22 protein-coding genes, 2 pseudogenes and 1 riboswitch are annotated in these 23939 nt (G+C 44.8%); of the genes and pseudogenes, 17 read left to right on the forward strand and 7 right to left on the reverse strand.

All coding sequences use genetic code 11. The annotated features are described in order from the left end of the window. Positions 1 to 21: 21 nt before the first annotated feature. Complete coding sequence (locus tag D3P09_RS21045; RefSeq protein ID WP_120113398.1) at positions 22 to 2346, forward strand: universal stress protein; 2325 nt, start codon at positions 22 to 24, stop codon at positions 2344 to 2346. 89 nt (positions 2347 to 2435) lie between these two features. Here D3P09_RS21045 and D3P09_RS21050 read toward each other — a convergent pair whose 3' ends face one another. Together D3P09_RS21050 and D3P09_RS21055 are read right to left on the reverse strand one after the other, a co-directional pair. Further along, complete coding sequence (locus tag D3P09_RS21050; RefSeq protein ID WP_120113399.1) at positions 2436 to 2855, reverse strand: hypothetical protein; 420 nt, start codon at positions 2853 to 2855, stop codon at positions 2436 to 2438. A 6-nt stretch (positions 2856 to 2861) separates the two neighbouring features. After that, positions 2862 to 3025: riboswitch (cyclic di-AMP (ydaO/yuaA leader) on the reverse strand. A 159-nt stretch (positions 3026 to 3184) separates the two neighbouring features. Continuing rightward, complete coding sequence (locus tag D3P09_RS21055) at positions 3185 to 4102, reverse strand: helix-turn-helix transcriptional regulator (RefSeq protein WP_120113400.1); 918 nt, start codon at positions 4100 to 4102, stop codon at positions 3185 to 3187. 96 nt (positions 4103 to 4198) lie between these two features. Here D3P09_RS21055 and D3P09_RS21060 point away from each other — a divergent pair. The 6 genes and pseudogenes from D3P09_RS21060 (at position 4199) to D3P09_RS27810 (ending at position 7519) form a co-directional block, all read left to right on the forward strand. Continuing rightward, positions 4199 to 4663, forward strand: a pseudogene (locus D3P09_RS21060) (VOC family protein). A 77-nt stretch (positions 4664 to 4740) separates the two neighbouring features. Further along, positions 4741 to 4938: pseudogene (locus D3P09_RS21065) on the forward strand (YdeI/OmpD-associated family protein); the annotation flags it as partial. 105 nt (positions 4939 to 5043) lie between these two features. After that, entirely contained in the window at positions 5044 to 5631 is a 588-nt protein-coding gene (locus tag D3P09_RS21070) for a TetR/AcrR family transcriptional regulator (protein ID WP_120113402.1), read from the forward strand. A gap of 282 nt (positions 5632 to 5913) precedes the next feature. Next, a complete protein-coding gene (locus D3P09_RS21075; protein WP_120113403.1) occupies positions 5914 to 6429 on the forward strand; it encodes a hypothetical protein in 516 nt (171 codons plus the stop codon). 60 nt (positions 6430 to 6489) lie between these two features. Next, entirely contained in the window at positions 6490 to 7131 is a 642-nt protein-coding gene (locus D3P09_RS21080; protein ID WP_120113404.1) for a peroxiredoxin-like family protein, read from the forward strand. Positions 7132 to 7345: 214 nt separating this feature from the next. Continuing rightward, complete coding sequence (locus D3P09_RS27810) at positions 7346 to 7519, forward strand: hypothetical protein (protein WP_165867524.1); 174 nt, start codon at positions 7346 to 7348, stop codon at positions 7517 to 7519. A gap of 236 nt (positions 7520 to 7755) precedes the next feature. Here D3P09_RS27810 and D3P09_RS21085 read toward each other — a convergent pair whose 3' ends face one another. Then, positions 7756 to 8076, reverse strand: a complete 321-nt coding sequence (locus tag D3P09_RS21085) for a hypothetical protein (RefSeq protein WP_120113405.1) — start codon at positions 8074 to 8076, stop codon at positions 7756 to 7758. A gap of 33 nt (positions 8077 to 8109) precedes the next feature. Continuing rightward, positions 8110 to 8433: a hypothetical protein gene (locus tag D3P09_RS21090; protein ID WP_120113406.1), complete on the reverse strand. Its 324-nt coding sequence runs from the start codon at positions 8431 to 8433 to the stop codon at positions 8110 to 8112. A gap of 383 nt (positions 8434 to 8816) precedes the next feature. Here D3P09_RS21090 and D3P09_RS21095 point away from each other — a divergent pair, with 383 nt between their 5' ends. The 5 genes from D3P09_RS21095 to D3P09_RS21115 all read left to right on the forward strand — a co-directional run bounded on the left by D3P09_RS21095 (position 8817) and on the right by D3P09_RS21115 (position 12787). Next, the gene (locus tag D3P09_RS21095) at positions 8817 to 9680 is read left to right on the forward strand and encodes an AraC family transcriptional regulator (RefSeq protein WP_207892535.1); all 864 of its coding nucleotides are present in this window, start codon (positions 8817 to 8819) and stop codon (positions 9678 to 9680) included. Between the two features lie 2 nt (positions 9681 to 9682). After that, positions 9683 to 10231: a GyrI-like domain-containing protein gene (locus D3P09_RS21100; RefSeq protein ID WP_120113407.1), complete on the forward strand. Its 549-nt coding sequence runs from the start codon at positions 9683 to 9685 to the stop codon at positions 10229 to 10231. Positions 10232 to 10401: 170 nt separating this feature from the next. Further along, complete coding sequence (locus tag D3P09_RS21105; protein WP_120113408.1) at positions 10402 to 10770, forward strand: hypothetical protein; 369 nt, start codon at positions 10402 to 10404, stop codon at positions 10768 to 10770. 220 nt (positions 10771 to 10990) lie between these two features. After that, on the forward strand, positions 10991 to 11437 hold the full coding sequence (locus D3P09_RS21110) for a MarR family winged helix-turn-helix transcriptional regulator (protein WP_120113409.1): 447 nt from the start codon (positions 10991 to 10993) through the stop codon (positions 11435 to 11437). Positions 11438 to 11839: 402 nt separating this feature from the next. Continuing rightward, the gene (locus tag D3P09_RS21115) at positions 11840 to 12787 is read left to right on the forward strand and encodes a peptidoglycan-binding protein (protein ID WP_120113410.1); all 948 of its coding nucleotides are present in this window, start codon (positions 11840 to 11842) and stop codon (positions 12785 to 12787) included. A 154-nt stretch (positions 12788 to 12941) separates the two neighbouring features. Here the strand turns inward: D3P09_RS21115 and D3P09_RS21120 are convergent, their stop codons facing one another. After that, complete coding sequence (locus D3P09_RS21120) at positions 12942 to 13373, reverse strand: hypothetical protein (RefSeq protein ID WP_120113411.1); 432 nt, start codon at positions 13371 to 13373, stop codon at positions 12942 to 12944. A gap of 360 nt (positions 13374 to 13733) precedes the next feature. Continuing rightward, entirely contained in the window at positions 13734 to 14111 is a 378-nt protein-coding gene (locus D3P09_RS21125; protein ID WP_120113412.1) for a hypothetical protein, read from the reverse strand. 281 nt (positions 14112 to 14392) lie between these two features. On the opposite strand from D3P09_RS21125, the gene D3P09_RS21130 reads away from it, so the two are divergent. The 5 genes from D3P09_RS21130 (at position 14393) to D3P09_RS21150 (ending at position 22680) form a co-directional block, all read left to right on the forward strand. Then, positions 14393 to 15070, forward strand: a complete 678-nt coding sequence (locus tag D3P09_RS21130) for a response regulator transcription factor (protein WP_120113413.1) — start codon at positions 14393 to 14395, stop codon at positions 15068 to 15070. A 69-nt stretch (positions 15071 to 15139) separates the two neighbouring features. Then, a complete protein-coding gene (locus D3P09_RS21135; RefSeq protein ID WP_120113414.1) occupies positions 15140 to 16864 on the forward strand; it encodes a DUF885 domain-containing protein in 1725 nt (574 codons plus the stop codon). A 160-nt stretch (positions 16865 to 17024) separates the two neighbouring features. Continuing rightward, positions 17025 to 18158 (forward strand): sensor histidine kinase, encoded by a 1134-nt coding sequence (locus tag D3P09_RS21140; RefSeq protein WP_165867525.1) that lies wholly within the window; start codon positions 17025 to 17027, stop codon positions 18156 to 18158. 600 nt (positions 18159 to 18758) lie between these two features. Continuing rightward, on the forward strand, positions 18759 to 20477 hold the full coding sequence (ggt, locus tag D3P09_RS21145; RefSeq protein WP_120113416.1) for a gamma-glutamyltransferase: 1719 nt from the start codon (positions 18759 to 18761) through the stop codon (positions 20475 to 20477). A gap of 154 nt (positions 20478 to 20631) precedes the next feature. Then, positions 20632 to 22680, forward strand: a complete 2049-nt coding sequence (locus D3P09_RS21150) for a methyl-accepting chemotaxis protein (protein WP_120113417.1) — start codon at positions 20632 to 20634, stop codon at positions 22678 to 22680. 112 nt (positions 22681 to 22792) lie between these two features. On the opposite strand, the gene D3P09_RS21155 is transcribed toward D3P09_RS21150, so the two are convergent. Then, positions 22793 to 23926, reverse strand: coding sequence for a stalk domain-containing protein (locus tag D3P09_RS21155; protein WP_120113418.1), 1134 nt, complete (start codon positions 23924 to 23926; stop codon positions 22793 to 22795). Positions 23927 to 23939 lie beyond the last annotated feature (13 nt).

Below are 23939 nucleotides of genomic sequence, written 5' to 3' on the forward strand. Positions count from 1 at the left end.
CAAGAAGGGAGGAGAGGGAGCTTGAACACTTTTCGCCGAAAGACAGCAGAGGAAGTGTTGCATTCGATTTCCAAGTGGCATCGAGGCAGGCTTATCATCCTCATCGGGGCCGTAAGCGGATCCGGCAAGACATACCATATGCTGCGCGAAGGGCAGGCTTTGAAAAAGCAGGGAATCGATGTCGTTATTTGCGCCGTGACTACCAGGCAAAGACCGGAGACGGTGGAGCAGATTGGAGATTTGGAACGAATTCCAAGCATCCACTGGTTCGACCATAGCGTAGAGCGAAAAGATTTAAATCTGGATGCCTTAATCGAGCGTAATCCCGAGGTCGTTCTCGTGGACGATTTGGCGCATTCCAATCGGGAGAGTGCCCGCTTTCCTGCTAGATGGGATGATATTCAATATTTGCTGAGCCATGGCATTAGCGTCTTCACAACGGTTAATGTCTTTGAGCTGGAGGGGGCTAATGAATTAGCAAAAGCATACGCAGGCATAGAAACAAAAGAAGCCGTGCCTGTGAACGTGCTGGAGTGGGCGGATGAGGTTCGGCTTATCGACGTTACGCCAGAAACTATTCTTAAGCGATACGCCGACGGCCACCTGCGCGGCAATCCGGGCCAATTCGTGTTCGAACGTGGCAATCTTGGTATTCTGCGAGAATTAGCGCTGCGGCTTGTGGCTGAAGGCGTGAATGATTCGCTGGACAAACACCGGGAAGAAACAGGGCTTATAGGCCCTTCTGGCGTGAGCGAGCGTATTCTTGTATCGGCCCAGTATCATTGGAATGGCTCGATCCACATCCGCCGCGGGCAGCAGATCGCCAAGCGGTTGGGAGGCGACTTGCTAATCGTTGCATTCGTAAATCGCAAGCAGGCGTTGACCAAGGAAGCTGAAGCATTCAAGCGATCGATATTGAAACTGGCAGAGAAAGTCGGAGGAGAGTTCCTGGAGCTGCCCCTTATCTCGCGTCGGGCTCTTCCAGGCAAGCTAATTCGATACGCGTTGGAACAGAACGTCACGCGCATCGTGATGGGACATTCCAAGCAGTCCCGATGGCAGGAGTTCCGGCACGGCTCCATCGTCAACGATATTTTGCGGACAACCAAAAATATCGATATTTTTCTTGTCGCCGATCGAATCGAACATGATGGGGAACGCATCTTGCCTGCGAAAGTGACTGAACCTGCAACCAACGACATGTACAAAAGGCCTTCATTTCCGGAAGCGGAACAGATGATTAGCCGGATTCGCAGAGGGAAATTAAAGGTTTACATCGGTGCCGCTCCAGGAGTAGGGAAGACTTATGCGATGCTTCGGGAAGGCAATTATCTGCTCAAGAAAGGGATCGATGTTGTTATAGGCCTTCTGGAGACGCACGGCCGTCAGGAGACGGCAGATCAGATCGGGCAATTGTCGGCCATAGAGCGTCGAATGATTGACTACCGCGGAACCGCTCTTAAGGAGATGGATACGGAGGCGATTATCAGACGTAATCCCGAGGTCGTGTTAATTGATGAATTGGCCCATACCAATGTGCCTGGCAGCAAGCACAAAAAAAGGTATGAGGACGTATTGGAAGTTCTGAACGCCGGTATCTCAGTCATTACTACGGTTAATGTGCAGCATTTGGAAAGCCTGAATGACGCGGTCGAACAAATTACTGGGATACGGGTTAAGGAGACGGTACCGGATGCGATCTTGCGTATGGCTGACGAGGCAGAACTGATCGACGCGACGGCGCAGACGCTCAGGCAGCGGATGAGGGATGGGAAGGTTTATGCCAGAGAGAAGATTCAGCAAGCGCTCGGACACTTCTTCAAGACGGGCAATCTCATAGCCCTGCGCGAGCTTGCGCTGCGCGAGATAGCGGATGATGTCGATGAAAGGCTGGAATCTTGGGAGCAGCGCTCCTCGCTGCGAGGTCCGTGGCGGAGGCAGGAGATGATATTCGTCTGCGTGAACCTCGGTCCAAACGCGGAGCGGCTCATTCGGCGGGGATTTCGTATTGCTTATCGGCTCAAGGCGCCATGGGTTGTAACCTATGTATGTGGTCATAACCGGCAGACCGGAGAGGAGAAGAAGGTCGAAGCCTTGGAGACACTGACCGGCCGATTGGGAGGCAAATTTGAAGTCATAAGCGAAACGAGCCCCCGTGACATCGCAGGAGCTATTCGTTCCAAAGCGAAGGAGTATCAGGCCACTCAGATTATTATAGGCCAATCAAAACGTTCCCGGTGGCTCCGACTGAGACAGGGATCTGTTGTATCCAGATTATTGCGTTTGGCGCGGGATACGGATGTGCTGGTTGTAGCTCATTTTGACCCCCATGTGGGGATGGAGTAGTAAGGGATCAAACGAGAGTCATACACCAGGAATGACGGCTTAAACTCTGCCCGAGTAAACCGTCATTTCCTGTTCATGTGAGCTCTAATCTAAAACAAACTGATATAGTTTGTTGCACGTTCCATTAATAGCTTTCGTGTCTCCAGACAGTTAAAGATGGAAGTCCGGTCGGTTAACCGTTGCAGTGCGCTATGGACTAATTGTTGATGAGAGCTGTGTCCCCGTAATTGATGTGCCAGCCAGATCGTGTCATGAGGCGTCTTGTCATCTAGAATTTTTCTGAAAATATATGACCAAATCACCCAATCGTTAGGTTTATTCTGCGCATCCAGGATGATCATGCCGGCTAACGGACCGGCATCGGTTATTAACAATAGATTGACCTCATAGCCAAGGTTACCCTTTTCTCTCCCTGGTACAATGAATAGCTCCAAGCTTCTGGTTTTGACAAACGTAATGGGGCTTAGGTTTGTTGCGATCGGCAACGGTTCGGTCATCTGAACAGGCATCTTAGAAACTCTCTCCTTTTGCGCTTACGAGGTTAGCTGCCGGATTCGGACATGAGAGTCGCCCTACCGGAACAATTGCGGGTCCCGGATTCACCCCATGAACTAGACAAGGAACGTTCAAGTTGGTTCCCCCGCTGCTTCCTTTCAGAAGCATTCAGCGAATAGTTATCGCCAACGTTGGCTTAGAACCAATATTAGGCTGTTCCGGTTATTCTGTAAAATGCCGCGAAGCTTAATAAACCTTTCATGAAGTCAAAAGGATCATTGGCCGTGAAGTATGAGCTTAAAAACTACTCATTTTGAGTTTAAGCTCAATCATGCTCTTGAAATCAGATATATCTGGAATAATTATCAACCATGTTAAGCAGATAACTTCTAAACTCGTCAAGATAGGATTTAGGTTCTGTAATGATCAGATTAGTGCCGAAGCCTGCTAAAAATTGAAAGCCAATGCTGTTTTGAGGAATACGAAAGGCAGCCAAGAAATAGTCAGAGCTATAGCTTTTAATACTCTTTCGACCGAACCTTTCAATAAATTGATCTTTGATATTAGGTGAAATCAACGCTTTGACCGCAATTAATTGCGGCTGATAACCGGATTCTTTTTGTTCTAATTCATAATCTCTGGGGCGGAATGTGGCTTCATCTCTTTTGAGGTTGTCGATCCTGGATAATTTAAACGTCCGAAATTCCTGACGATGCAGGCAGAACCCCTTTAAATACCAGCTTGTTTCGCTAAAATGAAGTTGATAGGGCTCGACCATTCTATTTGTTATAGTGCCATCTTTATCTATGTAATCAAATGAAATGATCTTGCTCTCTACTATTGATTTTTGGCACAGTTTTAAAGTTTCAAGAATTTCCGAACGGCCCTCCCAGGCATAAAATGACAGTTGGATTGAGCCTTTCAGAGACAATGGGTTCACCATGGCCTCCATTTTTTTGATCGTTAATTCAACTTCTTCGCTGATTAGAATTTTTTCTAATCCGCTGAGGGCAATCAATATATTTTCCACGTCGGAACTGTTTAAAAGACGCTTGTCAACCTTGTATTCATCCATAATACCGTATCCGCCGTTCACTCCATGGACAGAGTAGATGGGAATGTTGGATAAACTCAGTGTCTCCATATCGCGAAGAATCGTTCGTTTGGACACGCCAAATAACTGAGTGAATTCTTTAGTTGAAACGAGATCCTTTTTCAGCAAAATCATAATAATGGAGATGAGTCTCTCTACTTTGTCCATCGGTATCACTCTTTCTTACCTATTTGTAATGGTGACACACAGTTGTCACCACTCATATATTATACTTCTTTTATACCAAAAAGGAGGAATTAATATATGCCAGCAATTGTGTATTTGAATTTTGATGGAACTGCGGAACAAGCGATTGATTTTTATGCGGAGGCTCTAAGTGCGAAAGAAGTTAAAAAGGTTAAATTTAAGGATATCCCGTAAGACCCTAATTTTCCATTGCCGGAAAATGAATTAAATATGATCATGGAGTCTTCAATCGAATTTGCAGGCGAAAAAATCATGATGTCGGATATTTTGCCTTCCATGATAGCAGCAACAGGAGAAGTGGTGAAAGGAAATAATGCCATAATCAGTTTAATCAATGAGGATCGGCAGACACTAGCAGAGTACTTTGCACGTTTGTCCGTTGGCGGACAAGTTATGATGCCGTTGTCTGATGTGCCTTGGTCATCGTGCTTTGGAATGCTGGTTGATAAGTTCGGAGTTTCCTGGAAATTTAATAGTGATGCTGATAAGTTTCTTGATAACGTCATTTCAAACAAACAATAATCATTCAAAAAATGGTCTTGCAGTTAAAGGCCATTTTTTTAATGTTCTTATTATCTGGATTATACTTTGCTGCTTCAATAATGAGAGAAGAGGGGAGAGAGGCGCTTCCTGACATGGATCCGGAATCCTTTGGGATTGATGCGGTGATTGAGCAGAGATTAAGAGAGGAACAGCAAGTATATGAGAACTTCATGGCTTTTCCAGATCTATATAAAAGGGTTCGAATTGACACCATACAAAGCGTCAAAAAACAGCCAGAATTATTTAAGAGCAGATGATTAGGCGGTTTAGTTAGCAATACAAACAATGGAATATCTGTTTTTCGGAACTTACGAATATGCCATTTGACAAACCTACCTACCAGAAGGTAGACTAATGATATGAAAAATTTATCTACTACCTCTGATAACATTTTGTCTTGTGCACGATCTCTGATCGTCGCTGGCGGCTACAACGGTTTCAGTTATGCCGACATCGCTGATGTGGTTGGGATCCGCAAGGCGAGCATCCATCACCATTTCCCAAGTAAAGTTGATCTGGTCCGAACGCTGGTTGAGCGATACCGGAAAGAAGCAGAAGCGGGGTTCGAGCGGATCGAACTTCAGGTATCCGATCCGCTTGAACAGCTTCGAAGCTATGTCGGTTATTGGGAAGCCTGCATCGCGGACGCCAGCGCTCCGATTTGTATCTGTGCGCTGTTGGCAGGCCAGCTCCCCGTCCTGCCCGAGGAAGTCAGACTTGAGGTCCAAGCGCATTTCCGCTACCTGTCGGCTTGGTTGACATCCGTGCTGGAGAGCGGCGCGCAGCAGGGGCAACTTCAACTTACGACCACCCCTCGTGCCGAGGCCGAAGCGTTCATGGCAACGGTTCACGGCGCGATGCTTTCGGCGCGGGCTTATAACGATCCGAAGATATTCGGACTCGTGACAGGACCGCACTTGGAGCGACTCCGTTCTCATCATAATTGAGAGGACATGAGGTCAACATGGTTTCTTAGCTTGAATCATCTGGAGAGGAGGCTACATAATTTGATCATGAAGTCCAGCCAGGCGAGTTACCAGATCACTGCTTATCGACACGGGATACCAGGTATATTCGCAGTGAACCGACAGGAACTTGCACGGCGTCATGGTCTTTGAAATTCGGCACCACAACCTATCGACCTCACTGGACCGATCAGAGTTGCTGCCAGCTGCTAGTTCTGGCCTGCGCTAACCACAAACTACATTTGTCCTGGAAGGAGACTATTTATGTTCGGAATTTCAACACTCGGCTGGGTACATACGTTCAGCAGCTTGCCCGCCATTCCGCTGGCTATCTATATGTTTGCCCGCCACGGTCGAATTGTGCCTCGATCAAAGCCTGGTGTTGTCTACTTCATTTCAATGCTGATTGGCGCTGTCACGGTATTTCCCATCGCAAAGCAGTCAGTCAGTTATGTCATTGGCGCGGCAACGCTCCTGTTTTTACTCGCCGGCTATGGCATGAGGCGTATCTCGAGCATTGGAGGTGCGGGCAAGTACCTCGAAACGATCTTCCTCAGCCTGACGGCGTTTCTGCTGTTTGTACCGACCGTTACCGAAACTCTGACCCGTGTTCCAAACGGAAACCCCATAGTCACCGATCTGAATTCACCAATTCTCCTCGCCGCTCAAGCCGGTCTCCTTGTCATTCTGATCATTGGTTTATCAGCCCAAATCATCCATTTGCGCAGGCAAGACAGGCTCGCAATAGTCGATTCTGCACTCACTTCGCCTGCTGAATAATGCAGGGGAGCCAACAATGCAGTGGCGTTCAATAACTTTCATCAAGTGGAGGAATATTACATGTCATTAACACAAGCTCTAGCCGAAGCCAGACAGGAGTTTATCACGCATACCCCTTTGGAGATTCAATCCGAGATGTTCCGACAGATCCGAGAGCAACAGGAATCCGGCATTGTATACGGACGGCAGGAGGGGCAGAAGGCCAAGGATTTTACACTCAAGAATGCTTTGGGAGAAACAGTTAACCTTTATGATGAACTGTCCAAAGGACCCGTAGTCCTGACTTTCTACCGAGGTGGCTGGTGCCCGTTCTGCAACACACAGCTTAAGGCCTATCAGAAGATTCTGCCTAATATCGAAGCCCTTGGGGGCCAGTTGATCGCCGTCAGCCCGCAAAGCCCGGACAACACACTTTCACAGCAGGAGAAAGAAGAGTTGACCTTCCAAGTCCTTAGCGATACCAACGGTCTCGTAGCCGCTTTGTATAACATCCTTTACGATGTTCCGGATTATATCCAGGCCATTATGAAACAAATTGGCATGGACCTAGCGGAATACAATGCGACGAGCAGCTATATCTTGCCAATTCCCTCCACTTTTATGATTGACGAATCCGGTATTATCCGTTCAGCCTATGTGAATCCGGACTTTATGCAGCGGTTGGATCCGGAGATTATTCTCAATGAATTGAAAAAAATTTAGTTTTTAGTCTTAACGTAAATATTCATTTAATTACATAGGATGAAATGATTGAAAGGGACTGTCCCAATAGCGAATTGTTGTGCCACTCACTGCATTGTTAATCGTAAGCAGAGGCATTCCTCAGTCATCTAACGATACCTATTCGGACAGTATCGTGTGAGCTGAAAGGCAATCTTCGCTACATGCCGAGAATCTCGGCTTAGAGCACATCGCAGTGCGGAAATCAAAGCTGCATGCCGAGAAACTCGGCTTAGAGCGCGTCGCCGTGCGGAAAGCAGAGCTGCATGCCGAGAAACTCGGCTTAGCGCGCGTCGCCGTGCGTAAAACAGAGCTGCATGCCGAGATATTCGGCTTAGCGCCGGCGTGGAGCCGCTTTTGCAAGCGGTGAACGCGGCGGGCGGTCCGGCCGCGCTAGCGCAGGAGCCGGTTTGCAATCCGCGGCATGATCCGCCTCATCCGAAAGAACCTTGCCGCCCTGCCGACATCACCGGGTACTCGCGGATTCGTTAACAGCTGTATGCATACTTCAGGGTCCGCTTTGGAAGATCAAGAGGAGTCAAGCGATAAATTATAATAAGAAAAGAGGCATCAGGAGAGTTATCCTGATGCCTCTTCTCTAAGGTTCTAAGCAGGCTTGATGGTAACCGTAAAGTTTTTCTTTTGATTAGCGGGGGTATTTACCTTGCAAATATAGAAAGTGTTAGAGCTAACATAGGCTAGCCTGGAGCCATTTCTGACCTCAGAAAATTTCAATTCATCATTGCCGCCTTTGTCGATTGCCATGCTGAATGTAATATCATTGTTAGCTACGCCGTCAACCGTCACCTCAATGTCCATGGAGGAGCAGGAGCTAAACCATTTCGTTGAAAAATTTCCGCTTGCGCGGCTCCTTTGATCTGTTAATACCGTATAACTAGAAACTACGACTGCAATAGGTCTGCTCATTTTTTGTTCCTCCTACTCAATATTTAAATCTATTTAGCCCACGTATGGATTAATGGTAACTTTAAAATTTTTGTTCGGCGGACACTGTTTGACTATAATATATAGTGAATTGCTCTCGATATACGATAATTGTGTGTTGTTGCGCACATTATCAGCTCTTACAGGATCGCCGCCGCTTTTGTCTTCCGCGATTTTGAATACGATTGAATCATCAATCTTACCGTCTACCGTAACCTCCACGACCATTTGATGAGCACCTCCAAACCATACAGTCGAGAAGTTGCCGCTTGCACGACTGCCTTGGCCCGGTAGAGGCTTGGGCTCTGATACAATGATGCCTATAGGTCTATCTGCCATAAATAATCCTCCTTCTACTTGTGGTTAATACACTTCGAGTGTATTCGCCGTAATAACCAGATATTACATAAAATGGATCGTTTTCGAAGTGGCAGACAGGGCTGACCAGTCATAGACCAGATTCAATTAGAAGAATTGTACTAGTAGCTGATAATAATGTCTATGGCGATAAAGGCAATGACAAAGAAAAGCAAATGTTCTTGTTCCAATTAGAAGATAGCAAGTGGAAGCTGCAAGGAATAACAGATAGATGGTAGAAAAATAAAATTGATTTAATTGTATCGTGTTATAGAAGGTGATGTTTCTTTTGCATTTTTTGTACAAGAACTGCAAAGCAGCAGTTTATTTTTCTGTTAGACTTTAATTTGGAAGGAGGAGCATTAGTGGATTGGCTGGATCGAATGAATGCTGCGATCGACTATATTGAGAACAATCTGGCTGGGGAAATAGATTATAGGCAAGTCGCACAAGCTGCTTGCTGCCCGAATTATCATTTTCAACGAATGTTTGCGTTTTTATCAGAGGTAACGCTTTCCGATTACATCAGAAGAAGACGGCTGACACTTGCAGCCTTTGAGCTGCAGCAAAGCAACAAAAGCGTGATTGAGATTGCATCGATTTATGGCTATACGTCCCATGCTTCATTTACGCGAGCATTTCGTGAGCTGCATGGGATTGCGCCGACATCAGCTCGAAAATCAGGAGTCAACCTGAAAGCTTATCCACGTATGTCTTTCCACATTTCGATTAAGGGGAGGACAGAAATGAACTACAGAATTGAAAAAAATCCGGGATTTTTAGCAGCAGGCTTCAGGAATTGCGTAAATACGGATCATGCGCACAATTCCATACCTAAGATCTGGCAAGAAGCGCGAAGGAACGGCATGGGTGACAAATTACTTGGTCTAATGGATGAAAGCTCAGAAAAAGCGCCTAATGGCATATTGGGCATTTTATCCGGAGGTGATTGGGGGGAGAATGATACTTTTTTCTATTACTTGGCGGTACCCTATGAGGGAGAAGCTCCTGCGGATATGGAAAAGCTGACATTCCCGGAAAGCCAATGGGTTGTATTCGAAGCCGAAAATCCTGCCGACCTCATAAGCGCTTGGAAGTGTTTATATACGGATTGGGTTCCTACATCAGACTATGCGCTGGCAGACTTGCCAGCAGTGGAATGCTTCTATCCACCGGGACACGACCCTCAAAATGAACTATGGGTTCCTATAATGGCGAAAGGAAAGTGACAATGGCTAATTTAAAAAAAATTGAATTTGTTGATTTTGGTCCGTACAAGATGGTCGGCAAAGAAATTAGAACCAAGATTGAAGGCTTTAATCCTATTTTTCCATCCAAATATCCAACGATTCCATCGTTGTGGCAGCAGTGCTTTTCCGATGGCACATTTGATAAGCTTGAAAACATGACAGATTATTGTCCCGTCGAAACACCGGACGGTTACGAGGGCTATATAAGAGATTTCAACAAAGAGGATGGAACATTTACATACGTTGCAGGTTTTTTTATGAAAGCAGATACTCCTGTGCCTGATGGGTATGCAGCATATGACATACCAGCGTGTACCATTGCAAAAGCCTGGATCGAAGGCGAAGAGCATGAGATCTACCCGAATGCAGATCAATTAACGATGGAAGCCATTCATCAGCATGGATATGAACCGGATTGGCAAAATTATTTTAAATGTGAAGTTTATACGGAGCAAAGATTTGGAATGCCCCAAAGAAGCGGGCAAAAGGTACTGATACTTGATATTTATATACCGGTTAAGCAAGATTAGCTATAAACGAAGACATTAGTTTAACAAACGACACAAGAGCTCTCCAGAAGCGGAGGGTTCTTTTTTTATCTCGATTTGCGAAACAGGCATTTTACAGAGGATTCTTATCCCTATCAATCTATTGTTAAACTTCATAATCTATTTTATCACAGATATGGAGGTTGATAGAGTTGGCAAATCGAGATGTAAGATTGGAGCTGTTTAGGGATAATAACTTTTCAGGGAGAAGGATTCAATTTAGACGCGGCGGAGTAGCTATCAGAGACTTAAACGCATTTGTTTTCAATGATGAGCTTTCTAGCTTTAGATTACGCAATGTTGTAAATAGAAGACAAGTCACGCTTGTATTATTCTCAGATATTAATTTCCGAGGCTCTTTCCGTGTTTTCCGCGGTAATCAGAGCGTAGCAAGTCTGGGGGATTTTAACGATTTAACTTCTTCCCTTGTTCTCGTGGGGCGTAGACTGACGAATGCTCAGATTAACGAGATTCGCCGTACGGGCATACCGCCAAGAGATATTGTAGTCATTCGCCCATAAATTTGTTGCCAAGCGTCAACGGTTGTTGGCTCCCTTAAGGCAACACGTTCGTGTTCAAACAAAAAGCGATTCCTGACAGCTGCTGTCGGAATCGCTTTTTTTCACGAAAACCATCGGTCACAACAAAGACGGAGGGCCGACATCGTGCAAGACGCGTCGATCCAAGCGTCATAACGATCCAGCCAATGGCGCGTTGCAGATTAAGCCGGAATATTGCCAGATGCCGAAAAATGAAAACCTGCCTGAGGAAATTAATCAAACCCTTGAAGAGCTATGGTTGTTACTTGAAACAAAAGAAAGAGATTATTTGAATTTTCAATTAAATAATCAGCAATATTCTTTGTTAACATTAATTATTCGGCACCCATCCTCCACTCCTACAGAATTAGCAGAAAAAATGAAGATTACCAAAAGCGCTGTCAGTCAACAGTTGGTTAAACTTGAGCTGGAAGGATACATTTACAGAAAGCAACATTCAGAAGACAAGCGTACATTTTCAGTTGAATTAGGAGAAAAAGGATTACTATATAAAAATGAAATGGATAGATTTATGCAGCAAATTTCCGAGAAATATTATGCAATTTTAACACCCGACGAATTAACAAACTTATTATCCGCCCTTCAAAAGTTAACAAAAGTAATGGATAAATCTTGGAAAAGGAATTGATGATTTTTTTTAAGATTGTTTAATGACTACATAGATTTTATAAATACGAAATGCTCAAATATTGAATCAGTTCATAGTGAAGAGGCTCAGGTTTCAACCGATATCATGATCGATTCAACCTTGAGGCCGAACGAATGCGCTAATTTGATATTAGATTTTATTAGGTCAAATCGTGAATGCTCTGCATTTAAGAAGTTAGCATTGGACAGAGCTCACCATTGTGTTGTGCCTAACCAGGTTCTAAGATTTACAATATTAGTATAGCACTTCGACACAAGAATACAAAAGCTCTTGATATACTACAAATTAACATCATTTACATCTATTACCTTTTAGATTATGCTAGATTGCATCATCCTATTTATGCAATTGGTGATAACAAATCCTTTAGGAGGTAGTAGTATGTCTTGTATCAAAAAGAAGTTTCTCTCTCTAGCTCTTCTATTTTCTCTCTTAGCTACAACGTTGTTGACTACTCCCGCTCAAGCAGCCGCATGTGTTCTCACTCCTATGACTGATCCGCTGGCACTTCGTATGGAGGCAGGAGAGACGCTTATTTGGGACAACGTTACAGCTGATCTGCTAGCAGCAAAGAGCCGCTACGAGAGCCTGCTGAAAGAGAAAGGGTGGAAGATCGAATATACTTCCGCTTACCGCCCTTATCAATATCAAAAGCACTTCTGGGAGATCACTCAAAACCCGACTGGATGCAAAGCAGAAATGCAAAAGCATAGTCTAACCGGGTTAGCAGCAGCGCCTTCCATGGATGCTCCTCACACTGCCGGCAAAGCTTTTGATGCAATCGTTAAAAATGCTAGTGGAACTCCGCTTAATGGCAGAGACTTTGTAAGCAGCTCGCTGGTTACTGTTGCTGGGCAAGCTGGTCTTTCCCTGCCGCATCCAACAGACGACGGAGTACATCATACAGTGTCAACGAATGGATCTGTATTAAGTGTGGGAAGCACAGGGCCAGCGGTCTCCACCTTACAAACAAACTTGAATAAGGTTGGTTACACAGTAGCAGTGGATGGAATCTTTGGTACTGGCACTGAAACGATTGTGAAACAATTCCAGTCCGCTCATGGTCTAACAGCAGATGGAAAAGTAGGATCGGCGACTTCAACCAAACTCAGTACTTTGGCCACTGCAACGACTACTCTTCAAAATGGCAGTACTGGCGACGAAGTTAAGGTCCTGCAACGACTGCTGACTAAAAAAGGTTATCCGGTCACGGCCGATGGAGTGTTTGGTTCTGGTACACTAGCTGAGGTTAAAAAGTTCCAGCAGGCAAAAGGTCTAACGGTGGACGGTATCGTGGGTTCAGCGACTTGGAGCAAGTTACGAGCATAGCACAGGAATACGAGTTTACGTTAATAATAAACCAAAAAACAGGAATGGCGATGCAGGATTTAACTCCCTGAGCATCGCCATTCCTGTTTTATGCTGTTTTTAATCAATCAAGCGATCCCATAGAAAAAACAAGAAGGCGATGGTGTTTTAACCCCTAATTGTGGATGCTGGCCATCACATGCCAGCTGCCGGGAGCGGACAACGTATAGAAATATTGACCTGCTGCCGTTCCTGTAACGATAGGGATTAGAGGCGCGCCTGATGCGCCAGGATAGGTGTATTGCTGTGAGGATAGGGAAATGGTTTTTGATCCGACCCATATGTTCGTGCAGGATGAGGTTGTGGTACATTCCTTTTTGTATACGTTGACGGTAAGGGTGTCGTAATATTGGCCGGTGTTGACGATTACGCCGTTGCCGAAATAGATGGTACCGCCACTGAGATTGTAGATCGGGCTTGTATACGAAAAAGCAGCGGAAGCCGATGGAACAAATGAAACCAACAGGGCGACCATCAGCAGGACGGAGATATAAGCTCTTTTCATCACATTACCTCGATCAGCACTCACTTGCTGTTGCATCATCATTTACGATTCCTCCTTAGAATTGACTAACGGTTCAGCGAATGGATTCCAATTCGAATCATCTTGCAAATACATGATAATTCAACAAGTTCCAGATTCTCTTCTCCTTTCCAAAGAGTTTGAAGCTCATTGTCCAACCCACAATGGATAGGGAAGAGTCTTATCTATGCTGAAAGAGTGAAAGGAGGACGCTTACATAGATTCTATTTTATGTATGCTATTTACTCAATAGGAATGCAGACATATTTTTACCTTTAGAGAAAGTAAGGAGCACGGTATATCGTTATCATACTCATAGAAAACAGCGCCTGGTCATAAAAACCAAGCGCTTTCCTCTGAATCGCTATTCTGCACATGAATGGATTAACGCAATTTCAATTTCGCTAAGTCATGTTGTAGTACATTATTTCCTTCCTGCGGGTCAAATGAAATATCGCTAAGTCCAAACACATTTGTAACAACATCTTTATCTTTGGGATGAATGATTCTTACTTCATAAGCAAATGTCGCAGGAGGAAGCTCAAATGATCTAAATGTTCTGTATTGATTAGGTGGTATCGTTTGAGTTGTAGGATCAACCATCGGTAATAAAACAGGTGAGCCGGATGACCAGTCAAACATTTGAACAGTTACGGACCGGGAATCATTAGGATCGGCATTCAACGCCTCAACAGTAAGAAATTTCGTACTCGAGTGCCTTCTTAATACACCCGTTGATAATATTTTACTTTTGTGACTCATAAAATCCCCCCTTTCATTTTCGATTAAGGACAAGTTTCAATACACTACTATATGATTCCAAAAAGAAAGTGATATGGGACAAATAGAGGAATTATTTATAAATAGGTAATTTTCAGTACACGCTTACGCCGCTATGGCAACGGCTGTAGGATTCGGGGCGTTGTTTGCGGTACAATAGATGTCCTTTATTCGCGGTTCGTATCTTTGAATTTCTGATAGTGCGCCCAAACCTATTAAAATATGGTATACTATACCATATTTATTCATTGATGGAGGAACCTATGAAGCTGTTGATTGTAGAGGACGATATTGGGATATCTTATACAATTGCAAGAGTTATGCAGGATGAGGGGCACAAGGTTACGGAGTGTTATAACGGAGAAGAGGGCTTGCATCACGCATTGTACGGCGAGTTCGATTTAATTATATTAGATATTATGCTGCCAAAGGTTGATGGATTTACGTTCATCCAAGAGCTGAGGAAACAAAGAGTGGATACTCCGATTCTTTGTCTGACGGCAAAAGACGGATTGAACGACCGGATAAAGGGCCTAACCATCGGAGCGGACGATTATGTGGTGAAGCCTTTCGAGATTCCAGAGCTGATCGTCAGAGCTAAAGTGCTGCTGCGCCGTTACGGCAAGGTTAATCTAGAAGAGCAGATTAGCTACGGTCCGATTGTTATTCAAGTTAGAAATCGGGTCATCACGGTTATGGGGGAAGAGCTGACTTTAACAGAAAAGGAATATGAGCTGCTTGAGTACCTGCTTATGAATAAAGAACAAATTGTGACGAAGGAGCAAATCTATAACCGGATTTGGGGACTAGATTCGGAAGCAGGAATTGGCATCGTGGAGCTTTATGTCCATTATCTTCGGAAGAAGCTGACTTCTTGGCATGCCGATCAATATATCCAAACCGTAAGAGGTTTGGGCTACATACTCAGAATAAAAGGGTAGTTTTTCAAAGGGAAATCAAAGCTTCATCTTATATATTCTTCTTACACTCTATAGAGGGGAGATTCATGCATGAGCTTTGTAAAACAGATGGTTAAGAACACCAGATTGACAATTTTTTTGACAGCAGGATTACTTGTTTTGCTGATTGCAGGCGGTTCGTTTTGGTGGGCTGATCAGCAGCAGTCAAAGGACTTCGCCGCCCTGATGCAAAAGATAGCGGTTGCCAGCCTGATTGAGGACCCCGAGTCACAGCTTTATTTTGGTGTAGAAGACATAAATGGTCTTGAATGGGATCCCACTAAGCTTTCCGTGTACTCAGATGACTATTACCAACAAAGAAACAATGATATCGAACAATTTTTACAAGAATTGAATACATATGAGGCTGCCAAGCTGTCCTCGAAAGACAAACTTACCTATGATATCGTCAAATGGCAACTCATCACGTCACAACAATTGAATCAAAACTCGGATATGGACACAGACGGATATCTTTCCTTAATCAATTTCTCGCCGGTTTTCGCTAACAATTATCCGATTCGTAACCAAGCTGATGCCGAAAATTATATTGTTGCACTGAATGGATTTTCGGACAAGGTCGCACGTATCATCGACAGGGTTCAGGACAAACGAGAGAAAGGGTTCATTCCCACTTCTGAATTTTTGAAGGAAATACGCACGAGCTACAATAATTTGAAGAACACGAAACCGGAGCAATCGGTTTTGTACACTTCATATGTAGAGAAATTGTCGGAGATAAAGATTCAGCCGTCCAAAGAACAGGAACTGAAAAAGGAGCTATTACAGACTTTAAGCGATCATGTACTGCCTTCTTATGTCAAACTTGCCGATTTGATCGAAAACGATTTTCTGAAACAAGCATCCTTGGGTCAGGGACTTTGGAGTCAGCCGGGCGGCGACGAATATTATTCTGCCCAACTTAGATATTATACGAGCACAGACTTTAGTCCTCTGGAAATTCACGAGATCGCCAAACGCAGAGCAGAAGAGAATGTAATGGGGGAAAGAGGCCCTGTCTCGTGGAACACAGTAAAAGGAGATGAATTACTGCAAACCGTTATCGACAGTATGTCGGAAGTAAAGCCCATATTATCTGATTGGTTTGAAGAAGCGCTTATTCCGGGCAATCCAGTGGATGCACAGTTATATCCGGCACCGCTATCTAATGTAGGCGCGTTTTATATCCGCCCATCTCTTAATGGCGATAGGAATGGAAGGTTTTTCTTTCCGCCCGACACACGGTCTTTTGAAGAGGACGCTAAAATGTTTGCGTTGCATGAGGGCGTTCCAGGTCACCATTTTCAATATTCCATTCAATATAACCAATCGGAAATTCCATTAGTCCGGAAAATGGCTAGTTTACCCGGATTCACAGAAGGATGGGCCACCTATGTGGAAACTTTAGGCGTAGAGATGGGTTTGCTTAATCAGAAGACGGTTCAAGAACATCTGCTATACTTTCATATTGGAACCGTTATCGACACGGGCATTAATGGGTTGAAATGGACAAGAGAACAAGCTAATGATTACCTGATAAGCATGACCGGAAGGAAATCTGATGCCTTTATTGACAACGTCATTGCTTTTCCTGGACAGACAACGAGCTATGCCATCGGATATGATCAATTTCTATCCCTTCGAGAGAAAGCGGAAAGCGAGCTCGGGGATCGTTTCGACATTAAAACTTTTCATTCCGTTCTTCTTCGAGACGGCAGTATGCCATTTCCGATATTGGAGCAGCAAGTGAATCAGTATATCAAGTCCGCCAAATAAAAGGAGAAGAGTCCCCAATATGATCAAACGCACGCTAGTACGAATGACGATATGGAACAGCGCGGTCGTATTTTGCCTGCTCATCATACTGGGGGGAGCGTTATACGGGCTGGCGCGTCATCGGATCTATTCCGACATTGACCGTCATCTAGTGTTTAATATGGACAACTTGTATCAATATACGCTACCCAACGGGGAACATGTCCTTAACGTTAACTGGGATGATCCGGAACGATTTTTCATGACATTTTATTGGGATTCCAACGATACCTTGCTTCAAAGCATCTATTATAAATCGCCATATGACAAATTAGCTTTCAAACTTCGGAAAAAACAAGGGCAGTTGGAACCGGAGTCGATACGTGTGGGTAAGAGAACCTTTCGATTCGTGAGCAGACCCTATCTAGGCAATCTGCCAATGCTCGAAAAACTGTCTGATAAGGCGCCTTTGAAAACACTTCAGGCAATGACGGAAATTTCTACAGAGATCCATTATTTGAAACTGTTATTAATGAGTATTAGTACCGGAATTGGTATCGGCGCGTTATTATCTGTCATCGCAGGTTACGCATTGGCTAGACGGGCGCTTATTCCGATTCAGAAGGCTTGGGACAAGCAGCAGCAATTTGTTGCAGATGCCTCTCACGAGCTGAGGAGCCCGCTTTCGGTCATCCGGGGTCAAACCCAAATATTGTTACGCCATCCTGTTCATACGATCGAGGAAGAAAGCGCTCCAATATCAGCTATTCTGAAAGAAACCAAAAGAATGAGAAACATGGTAGACGGGCTGCTGCTTCTGGCAAGAGGAGATTCACATGAGGAAGTCATCTTATGCCAGTCTGTGCGAATTGACGGCATCCTTAAAGAGATTGCCAAAAAAATGGAGCCGGTAATGGAGTACAAGAAGCTGCGGTTAGGGCTTCATGTCGAAGGCTCGGAATTGCTCATAAATGGAGATGAGGATCGTCTCATCCAGTTGTTCATGATTTTGCTGGACAATGCCATTAAATTTACGCAGGCGGATGGGCAAATTGATCTTGAGTGCCTTAGGCAGGGGAAATCCGTTCTTGTAACCGTCAAGGACAACGGAGCGGGTATTCCGGAACATGATTTGCCGCTCGTATTTAATCGTTTTTACAAGGGAGATGCCTCTAGAAATAGAGGGTATCATGGAGCGGGTCTAGGGCTATCGATCGCGCATTGGATCATTGATCAACATCAAGGTTCTGTCCACATTAGCAGCTCGGTAGGGCATGGTACGACGGTTATGATTCGTTTTCCGGCGATGAGCTAAATAATAATAGAGTAGATAGGATACCGCGGCAGCCGACCAGACCATCGGCTGCCGTTTTCATTTAGCCAATGGGTAAATAAGTCGACAATCGATTGCGATGAATCTTACCTCACTGAACCGAAGAATTATAATATCTATTTTCATATCTTTTTATAGGAATATAGTACTAATTTTATTTATAGGAATTTAGTACCAATTTAATAGAATAGAGAAAGCACCCTTTAAAGTAAAGGATGGTAATTTTATAAAAATCAATAATTTTTCTTCAAAAATATAAAAAGTGGATACTACTTACCGATATAGTAAGTGTGACAATAAAATACATCTATATGGATCGCGTGAATCGATAGTCTTATATAAATAGTTCATTCGCAGGCTTTCTAATCATGATATGGACGGTATGTTAGGCTATTATTGCTACATATATGATTATATGATCATAAATAATATAAAAAGATGGTTGAAAAGCAGCGCAAAGAAGCGTGCTCTACATCCTACATATTGGAGTTGGCTGTCCCATTGAAGGGGGTGATTAAAAAGAGGGACCCAGTTAGTTCTGCAAGGCAAAAGCAATAACATCATGAATTTAGGAGGAGAAATATGCGTACTCAATTGAAAAAATGGTCCGTTTTGTTGTTGACGACAATCATGTGCTTTTCGATTTATGGGGCATCCGCCGGTGCAGCTAATCGACCTACGACGATGGCGCCGAACGGTATCGTTACAACACCTCATTATTTAGCTTCTGCGGCAGCGCTCGAAGTGCTTCAGAATGGCGGCAATGCGGTTGATGCAGCGATTGCTGCACAGGCGACGCTCGCGGTCGTATATCCGCAATACACAGGTATAGGCGGGGATGCATTCTGGCTTATCTACAACGCGAAGACGAAAGAGATTAAAGCGTTGAATGCAAGCGGTCGTTCCGGTGAGAAGACAACCATTGAATTTTATAAAAATCAGGGCTTTGATAAAATTCCTTCCCGCGGTTACTTGGCAGCTAACACAGTTCCAGGGACAGTATCAGGCTGGGGCGAAGCTTACAGCTATGCTGAAAAAACGATGAAATCGTCCATGGACTGGTATGATTTGTTGAAACGCGCAATCCAGTATGCGGAGAAAGGCTATCCTGTAACCCCTAACCAAGAAAGATGGACAAACACGGCTATCGATCCAACGGATCAAGAGTTAAAGGATTTGGGACGGTTCGAAACGTTCCGTAAAATTTTCTTGAAGAAGGACGGCACGCCTTTCAAAGCAGGTGAGATGATGGTGCAAAAAGATTTGGCCAAGACGTTGAAACGTATTGCCATTAACGGCGCCAGTGAATTTTATGAAGGTGAAACGGGCAAGAAGATTGCCGCTGACATTCAAGCAAATGGCGGCTCCCTGACCCATAAGGATTTTATTAATCACAAAGCGGATTGGGTTAAACCAATCTCTGTCGACTATCGCGGCTACCAAGCTTACAACGTTCCACCGAATTCTCAAGGCATGGCTTCCTTGTCTATCTTGAACATTTTGAACAACTTTGACTTGAAGAAAATGGGCGAGGGCACAGCTGACTACTACCACGTTATGGTGGAAGCTACGAAGCAAGCATTTGCTGATCGCGACAAGTGGCTCACTGATCCAGACTTCGTAAAAATTCCGGTTGATGAGTTGTTGTCTAAAGAGCATGGCAAAAAATTGGCGGCACGCATTGATATGAAGAAAGCTGCAACAAACGTAAAGCCGCTTGATCCTAAAGGCGACACCGTATGGCTAGGTATCGTTGATAAAGATGGCAACGCCGTATCCGTTATTCAAAGTCATTACTTTGACTGGGGTGCAGGTGTAGTTGCGAAAGACACAGGCGTTCTATTGCAAAACCGCGGCAGCTTCTTCTCCTTAGATAAAACTAACATTAACCACTTGGAGCCTAAGAAGCGCACATTCCATACGCTCAATCCTGCAATGCTGATGAAAGACGGCAAGCCGTATATGTTATATGGCACACAAGGCGGCGAGGGACAGCCACAGACGCAAGCAGCGTTAGTTACACGCTTTGTCGACTTTGGCATGACGGTTCAAGATGCCATTGAAGCTCCTAGATGGTTGCATGGCCGCAACTGGGGAGAGACTGCTAACGGATTAAGAATGGAAGGCCGTATTCCTCAATCCGTTATGGATGAATTGATTCGCCGCGGCCATCCTGTGCAGAAGATTGACGACTACACAGACCAGGTTGGTCAATCCGGTATGGTTGTAATAGATCCAATCACAAAAGTTAAGTTTGCTGGCGCTGACCCGCGTGGTGAAGGTGCCGCTTTAGGCTATTAATCACTTTAAGGTTTAATGAATTCACTATAGGGATGAAGAGGTTGTCAAAAAGGCAATAAGGGGTAGATTGCCTTGGCGACCTCTTCACCATGCTCAAATTTGCTTGAATCGATTTTACGCTATTTATTTGTTCACAACATGGAGGTATGAGGTAATGAAAAAGCAGGCAGAACCGAAAGAGAAGGATGCATCCACATTTGCTTTAGCGGGCAAGGTGTTTAAGGGGAAGCTTAATAATCGACTTATAGCTTGGTTTCTTATTGTTTCCCTGATTCCCCTTGTTCTCACCTCAATATTCATATATAGCACAGCATCCTCCAAATTGATTGAGAAACAAAGTGATGCCTATGTTTCGCTGGTGAAAAGCAGAGCGGATATGATGGATCAGTTCTTGAAAGAACGTATGAGCGAAATGCGGATACTCGCTTCTACATCTGATATTCGCACAGATGATAACACGAAGAAGATGACATTTATCCAAAGCTTAAAAGAGAACGCCCCGCACTATGACGGTAACACATTTATCGGTATGGACGGGATTGTGAAAGCAGACACATTTGAAGGGAGTGTCGGCATTGATCTAGGCATGCGTCCTTTCTATCAAAATGCAATGGAAGGAAAAGAAACCTTTACAGAAGTTCTGTTAGCTAAGACGACTGGACAACGCTCGATCATTGTAGCCGTACCTGTAAAGCAGGCGGATGGTAAAGTGACGGGTGCCTTAACTGGACTTGTCAATTTCGAAGAATTCACGAATGAGATTTTTCAGAGCTTGTACATTGATAATGGGGTTGGGTATCCGATCGTCGTAGACAATCAAGGGATGATTCAACTCCACAATGATAAAGAACTAATCGGAAAGACGGCGGAAGAAGCGAATTTGGCGTCCGGATTAGTGCAAATTTTGGGTCAAAACAAGTCTGAAGCAACGTCTTTTGACTACTCGGATGCCGGAAAAAAATATATGGTTGCATATGCTTCAGTCCCTACCGCAGGATACAACATCTATATGCACCTTCCCGAAGATTCGATTACAGCAGCCGTTTCTTCTATTAAATGGACGGTGTTCTTTATCGTACTTGCCGTCAGTTTAGTTGTCATCCTTCTGGCCTACTTTATCGCACAGCAGATTACGCGTCCGATCGTTGCGGTTGCGGAAGCGGCGGAAAGAGTATCTAACGGTGATCTGAATCAAGCGGAATTAGCCGTGAAGTCGAAGGATGAGGTCGGCAAGCTGACGAGTGCAGTAAATACGATGATTCGTACGCTGCGCCAGTTTATTCAACAAGTCAGCCGTACATCTGAGAATGTAGCGGTATCTGCAGAGGAGCTGTCTGCTAATGCGGAGCATACGAGCAAGGCGACAGAGCATATTGCCATATCGATTCAAGAGGTGGCAGACGGTTCTGAGCAGCAGGTACATAACGTGGAGCAAAGCGTGCGCTCAATCCACCAGGTTGCCGAAGGGGTACAGCAAATATCAAACAATGCTCAGAGCGTTGCTCTTTCTGCTTTGAATGCCTCGGAAAGTGCTGAAATGGGTAACCGCAGGCTACAATCGGTTATGCAGCAAATGCAATCGATTCAAAGTACGGTTAATACGATCAATGGTACTGTTAATCAGCTTGGACAGCGCTCGGCTGCCATCGACAATATCGTACAGGTCATCTCTGGTATTGCGGCTCAAACCAACTTGTTGGCGCTTAATGCTGCGATTGAGGCGGCGCGTGCCGGCGAGCATGGACGCGGCTTTGCAGTCGTAGCAGGCGAGGTGCGCAAGCTATCTGAGCAATCGGCTCAATCGACGAATCAGATCGCCGAGCTGCTCGCTTCCATTCAAAGCGAGACCGCTCTTGCGATTGATTCAATAGAAGAAGGCACGCGTGAAGTTGCGATTGGAATGGAAGTCGTGAACCAAGCAGGCGCTGCGTTTACTGAGATCTTAGATTCTGTTCAGCAAGTAGCTGCACAAATTCAAGAGGTAACGTCTTATTCCATCCAGATGAACAGCAACACTGAACACGCTGTTGATCAGGTCAATGTGATTACCGAAATTGCAGGACGTTCTGCAGAGGGTACGCAAAATGTATCGGCTGCAACTGAGGAGCAATTGGCGGCAATGGAGCAGGTCAGTGCTTCGGCAACATCATTGGCACAGATGGCAGAGGATTTACAATCTTACTTGCGTCAATTTAAAGTGTAATAGAACAATTAAAATAACCAGTCGCCTGTTGAATACAGACGACTGGCCGCACTTGTTCCCTGTCTCACAAACGGGGTGCATACCCTTATAAGTCACTCAATCGAGTGGCTTTTTATTTATGAGCTTTCTCCATATCGGAAGATATTGTTACCTGATTTCCTTCCGTCCACACATTCGCCTGTAATACTTCTTTAAAGAAGTCAGCAGGCACATACATGGTTCCCTCTTTTATGATAGGGGCAGCACCTAGAGGCTTCGCCTGCTTGTTCACGTTATATTGATCCTTCCCAACCTGTACAAGCGTCGAGATTGGTGACTTCGGCTTAGTCAGCTCTGCCGACCTGTTCTCGGCATTCCAAGTAATCGTGAACCCGAGGCCTTCCGACAGTTCACGAAGCGGCAGCATGATCCGGTTGCCGGTTTCGTTCATAAACCCTGGTTGGAGAGCTTTTTTGCCGTTGATGACGATGGCAATGGCATCGCCAGGCTTTGCGCCTTCTTCGGCCTTCGACTCCTCCAGCGGGATCCGGAACTCCGGTGTCCCTGTCGAGCCTGGTGCGATCGCGTATTTCGGGAATACAACTACAGCCTGCTTGTTTTCAACATAAAAGCTTTGTTCTTCGTGAATGCCCTTGAATTCATCTGCAAAATAGGCATCCTGTTGCTCATTAATCGTTTTCGAGATTTGCTCATCAATCTTCTTTTTATAATCGGCTCCAAATAAGTCCTGCAGCGTAACACGCGCGGCTTCCTGAACATTGCGCACGTTGTAAGTGTCCACACGCGGCATGCTCGTGCCATCGGCAGCACCTTCAGTTGTGACGACTAACGAAACGATGCCTTCCTCGGTTCCATTGGATTTCAATTCATAATGAATGGTCAACTCATACGGATGGTATGTAAACCCATCCTCATTCGCTTTCTGAGCAGCTGCTAACGCTTCTTTTTCCCAATGCTTCAAGTCTTTGTGAGCGTGAGACAAGATAATATCGTTGAGCTGGTCTTGATATCGAGTATCCTGCATGCTTGATAATTGGGGAACGCGTATATCCGTTTTTAGGTAGGTTGTGCTCGAAGTTAGGATTTCTTCTTTAACCGTAACGGGATTCGTGATCTTCGCTGAGATTGGGACAGTTGGAAGGGCGGATCCGGCTGCTGCGGAAACCATACCTCCGAAACTTGCTCCACCTAACAAAACACTGCATGCGACGCCAACTTTTAGAATACGATAAGCACTCTTTTTCATAGCTTTCCATCTC

The sequence above is a fragment of the Paenibacillus pinisoli genome (assembly GCF_003605435.1).
In the GTDB taxonomy this organism is placed as follows: domain Bacteria; phylum Bacillota; class Bacilli; order Paenibacillales; family Paenibacillaceae; genus Pristimantibacillus; species Pristimantibacillus pinisoli.

What these genes read in the sequence shown, in the direction of transcription:
- D3P09_RS21130 (WP_120113413.1), top strand. Translation starts at nt 14,393, where the DNA reads ATGAAGCTGTTGATTGTAGAGGACGATATTGGGATATCTTATACAATT.
- D3P09_RS21125 (WP_120113412.1), bottom strand. Translation starts at nt 14,111, where the DNA reads ATGAGTCACAAAAGTAAAATATTATCAACGGGTGTATTAAGAAGGCAC.
- D3P09_RS21090 (WP_120113406.1), bottom strand. Translation starts at nt 8,433, where the DNA reads ATGGCAGATAGACCTATAGGCATCATTGTATCAGAGCCCAAGCCTCTA.
- D3P09_RS21155 (WP_120113418.1), bottom strand. Translation starts at nt 23,926, where the DNA reads ATGAAAAAGAGTGCTTATCGTATTCTAAAAGTTGGCGTCGCATGCAGT.
- D3P09_RS21150 (WP_120113417.1), top strand. Translation starts at nt 20,632, where the DNA reads ATGAAAAAGCAGGCAGAACCGAAAGAGAAGGATGCATCCACATTTGCT.
- D3P09_RS21080 (WP_120113404.1), top strand. Translation starts at nt 6,490, where the DNA reads ATGTCATTAACACAAGCTCTAGCCGAAGCCAGACAGGAGTTTATCACG.
- D3P09_RS21100 (WP_120113407.1), top strand. Translation starts at nt 9,683, where the DNA reads ATGGCTAATTTAAAAAAAATTGAATTTGTTGATTTTGGTCCGTACAAG.
- D3P09_RS21110 (WP_120113409.1), top strand. Translation starts at nt 10,991, where the DNA reads ATGCCGAAAAATGAAAACCTGCCTGAGGAAATTAATCAAACCCTTGAA.
- D3P09_RS21120 (WP_120113411.1), bottom strand. Translation starts at nt 13,373, where the DNA reads ATGATGATGCAACAGCAAGTGAGTGCTGATCGAGGTAATGTGATGAAA.
- D3P09_RS21140 (WP_165867525.1), top strand. Translation starts at nt 17,025, where the DNA reads ATGGACAACTTGTATCAATATACGCTACCCAACGGGGAACATGTCCTT.
- D3P09_RS21135 (WP_120113414.1), top strand. Translation starts at nt 15,140, where the DNA reads ATGAGCTTTGTAAAACAGATGGTTAAGAACACCAGATTGACAATTTTT.
- D3P09_RS21050 (WP_120113399.1), bottom strand. Translation starts at nt 2,855, where the DNA reads ATGCCTGTTCAGATGACCGAACCGTTGCCGATCGCAACAAACCTAAGC.
- D3P09_RS21070 (WP_120113402.1), top strand. Translation starts at nt 5,044, where the DNA reads ATGAAAAATTTATCTACTACCTCTGATAACATTTTGTCTTGTGCACGA.
- D3P09_RS21075 (WP_120113403.1), top strand. Translation starts at nt 5,914, where the DNA reads ATGTTCGGAATTTCAACACTCGGCTGGGTACATACGTTCAGCAGCTTG.
- D3P09_RS21055 (WP_120113400.1), bottom strand. Translation starts at nt 4,102, where the DNA reads ATGGACAAAGTAGAGAGACTCATCTCCATTATTATGATTTTGCTGAAA.
- D3P09_RS21085 (WP_120113405.1), bottom strand. Translation starts at nt 8,076, where the DNA reads ATGAGCAGACCTATTGCAGTCGTAGTTTCTAGTTATACGGTATTAACA.
- D3P09_RS21115 (WP_120113410.1), top strand. Translation starts at nt 11,840, where the DNA reads ATGTCTTGTATCAAAAAGAAGTTTCTCTCTCTAGCTCTTCTATTTTCT.
- ggt (WP_120113416.1), top strand. Translation starts at nt 18,759, where the DNA reads ATGCGTACTCAATTGAAAAAATGGTCCGTTTTGTTGTTGACGACAATC.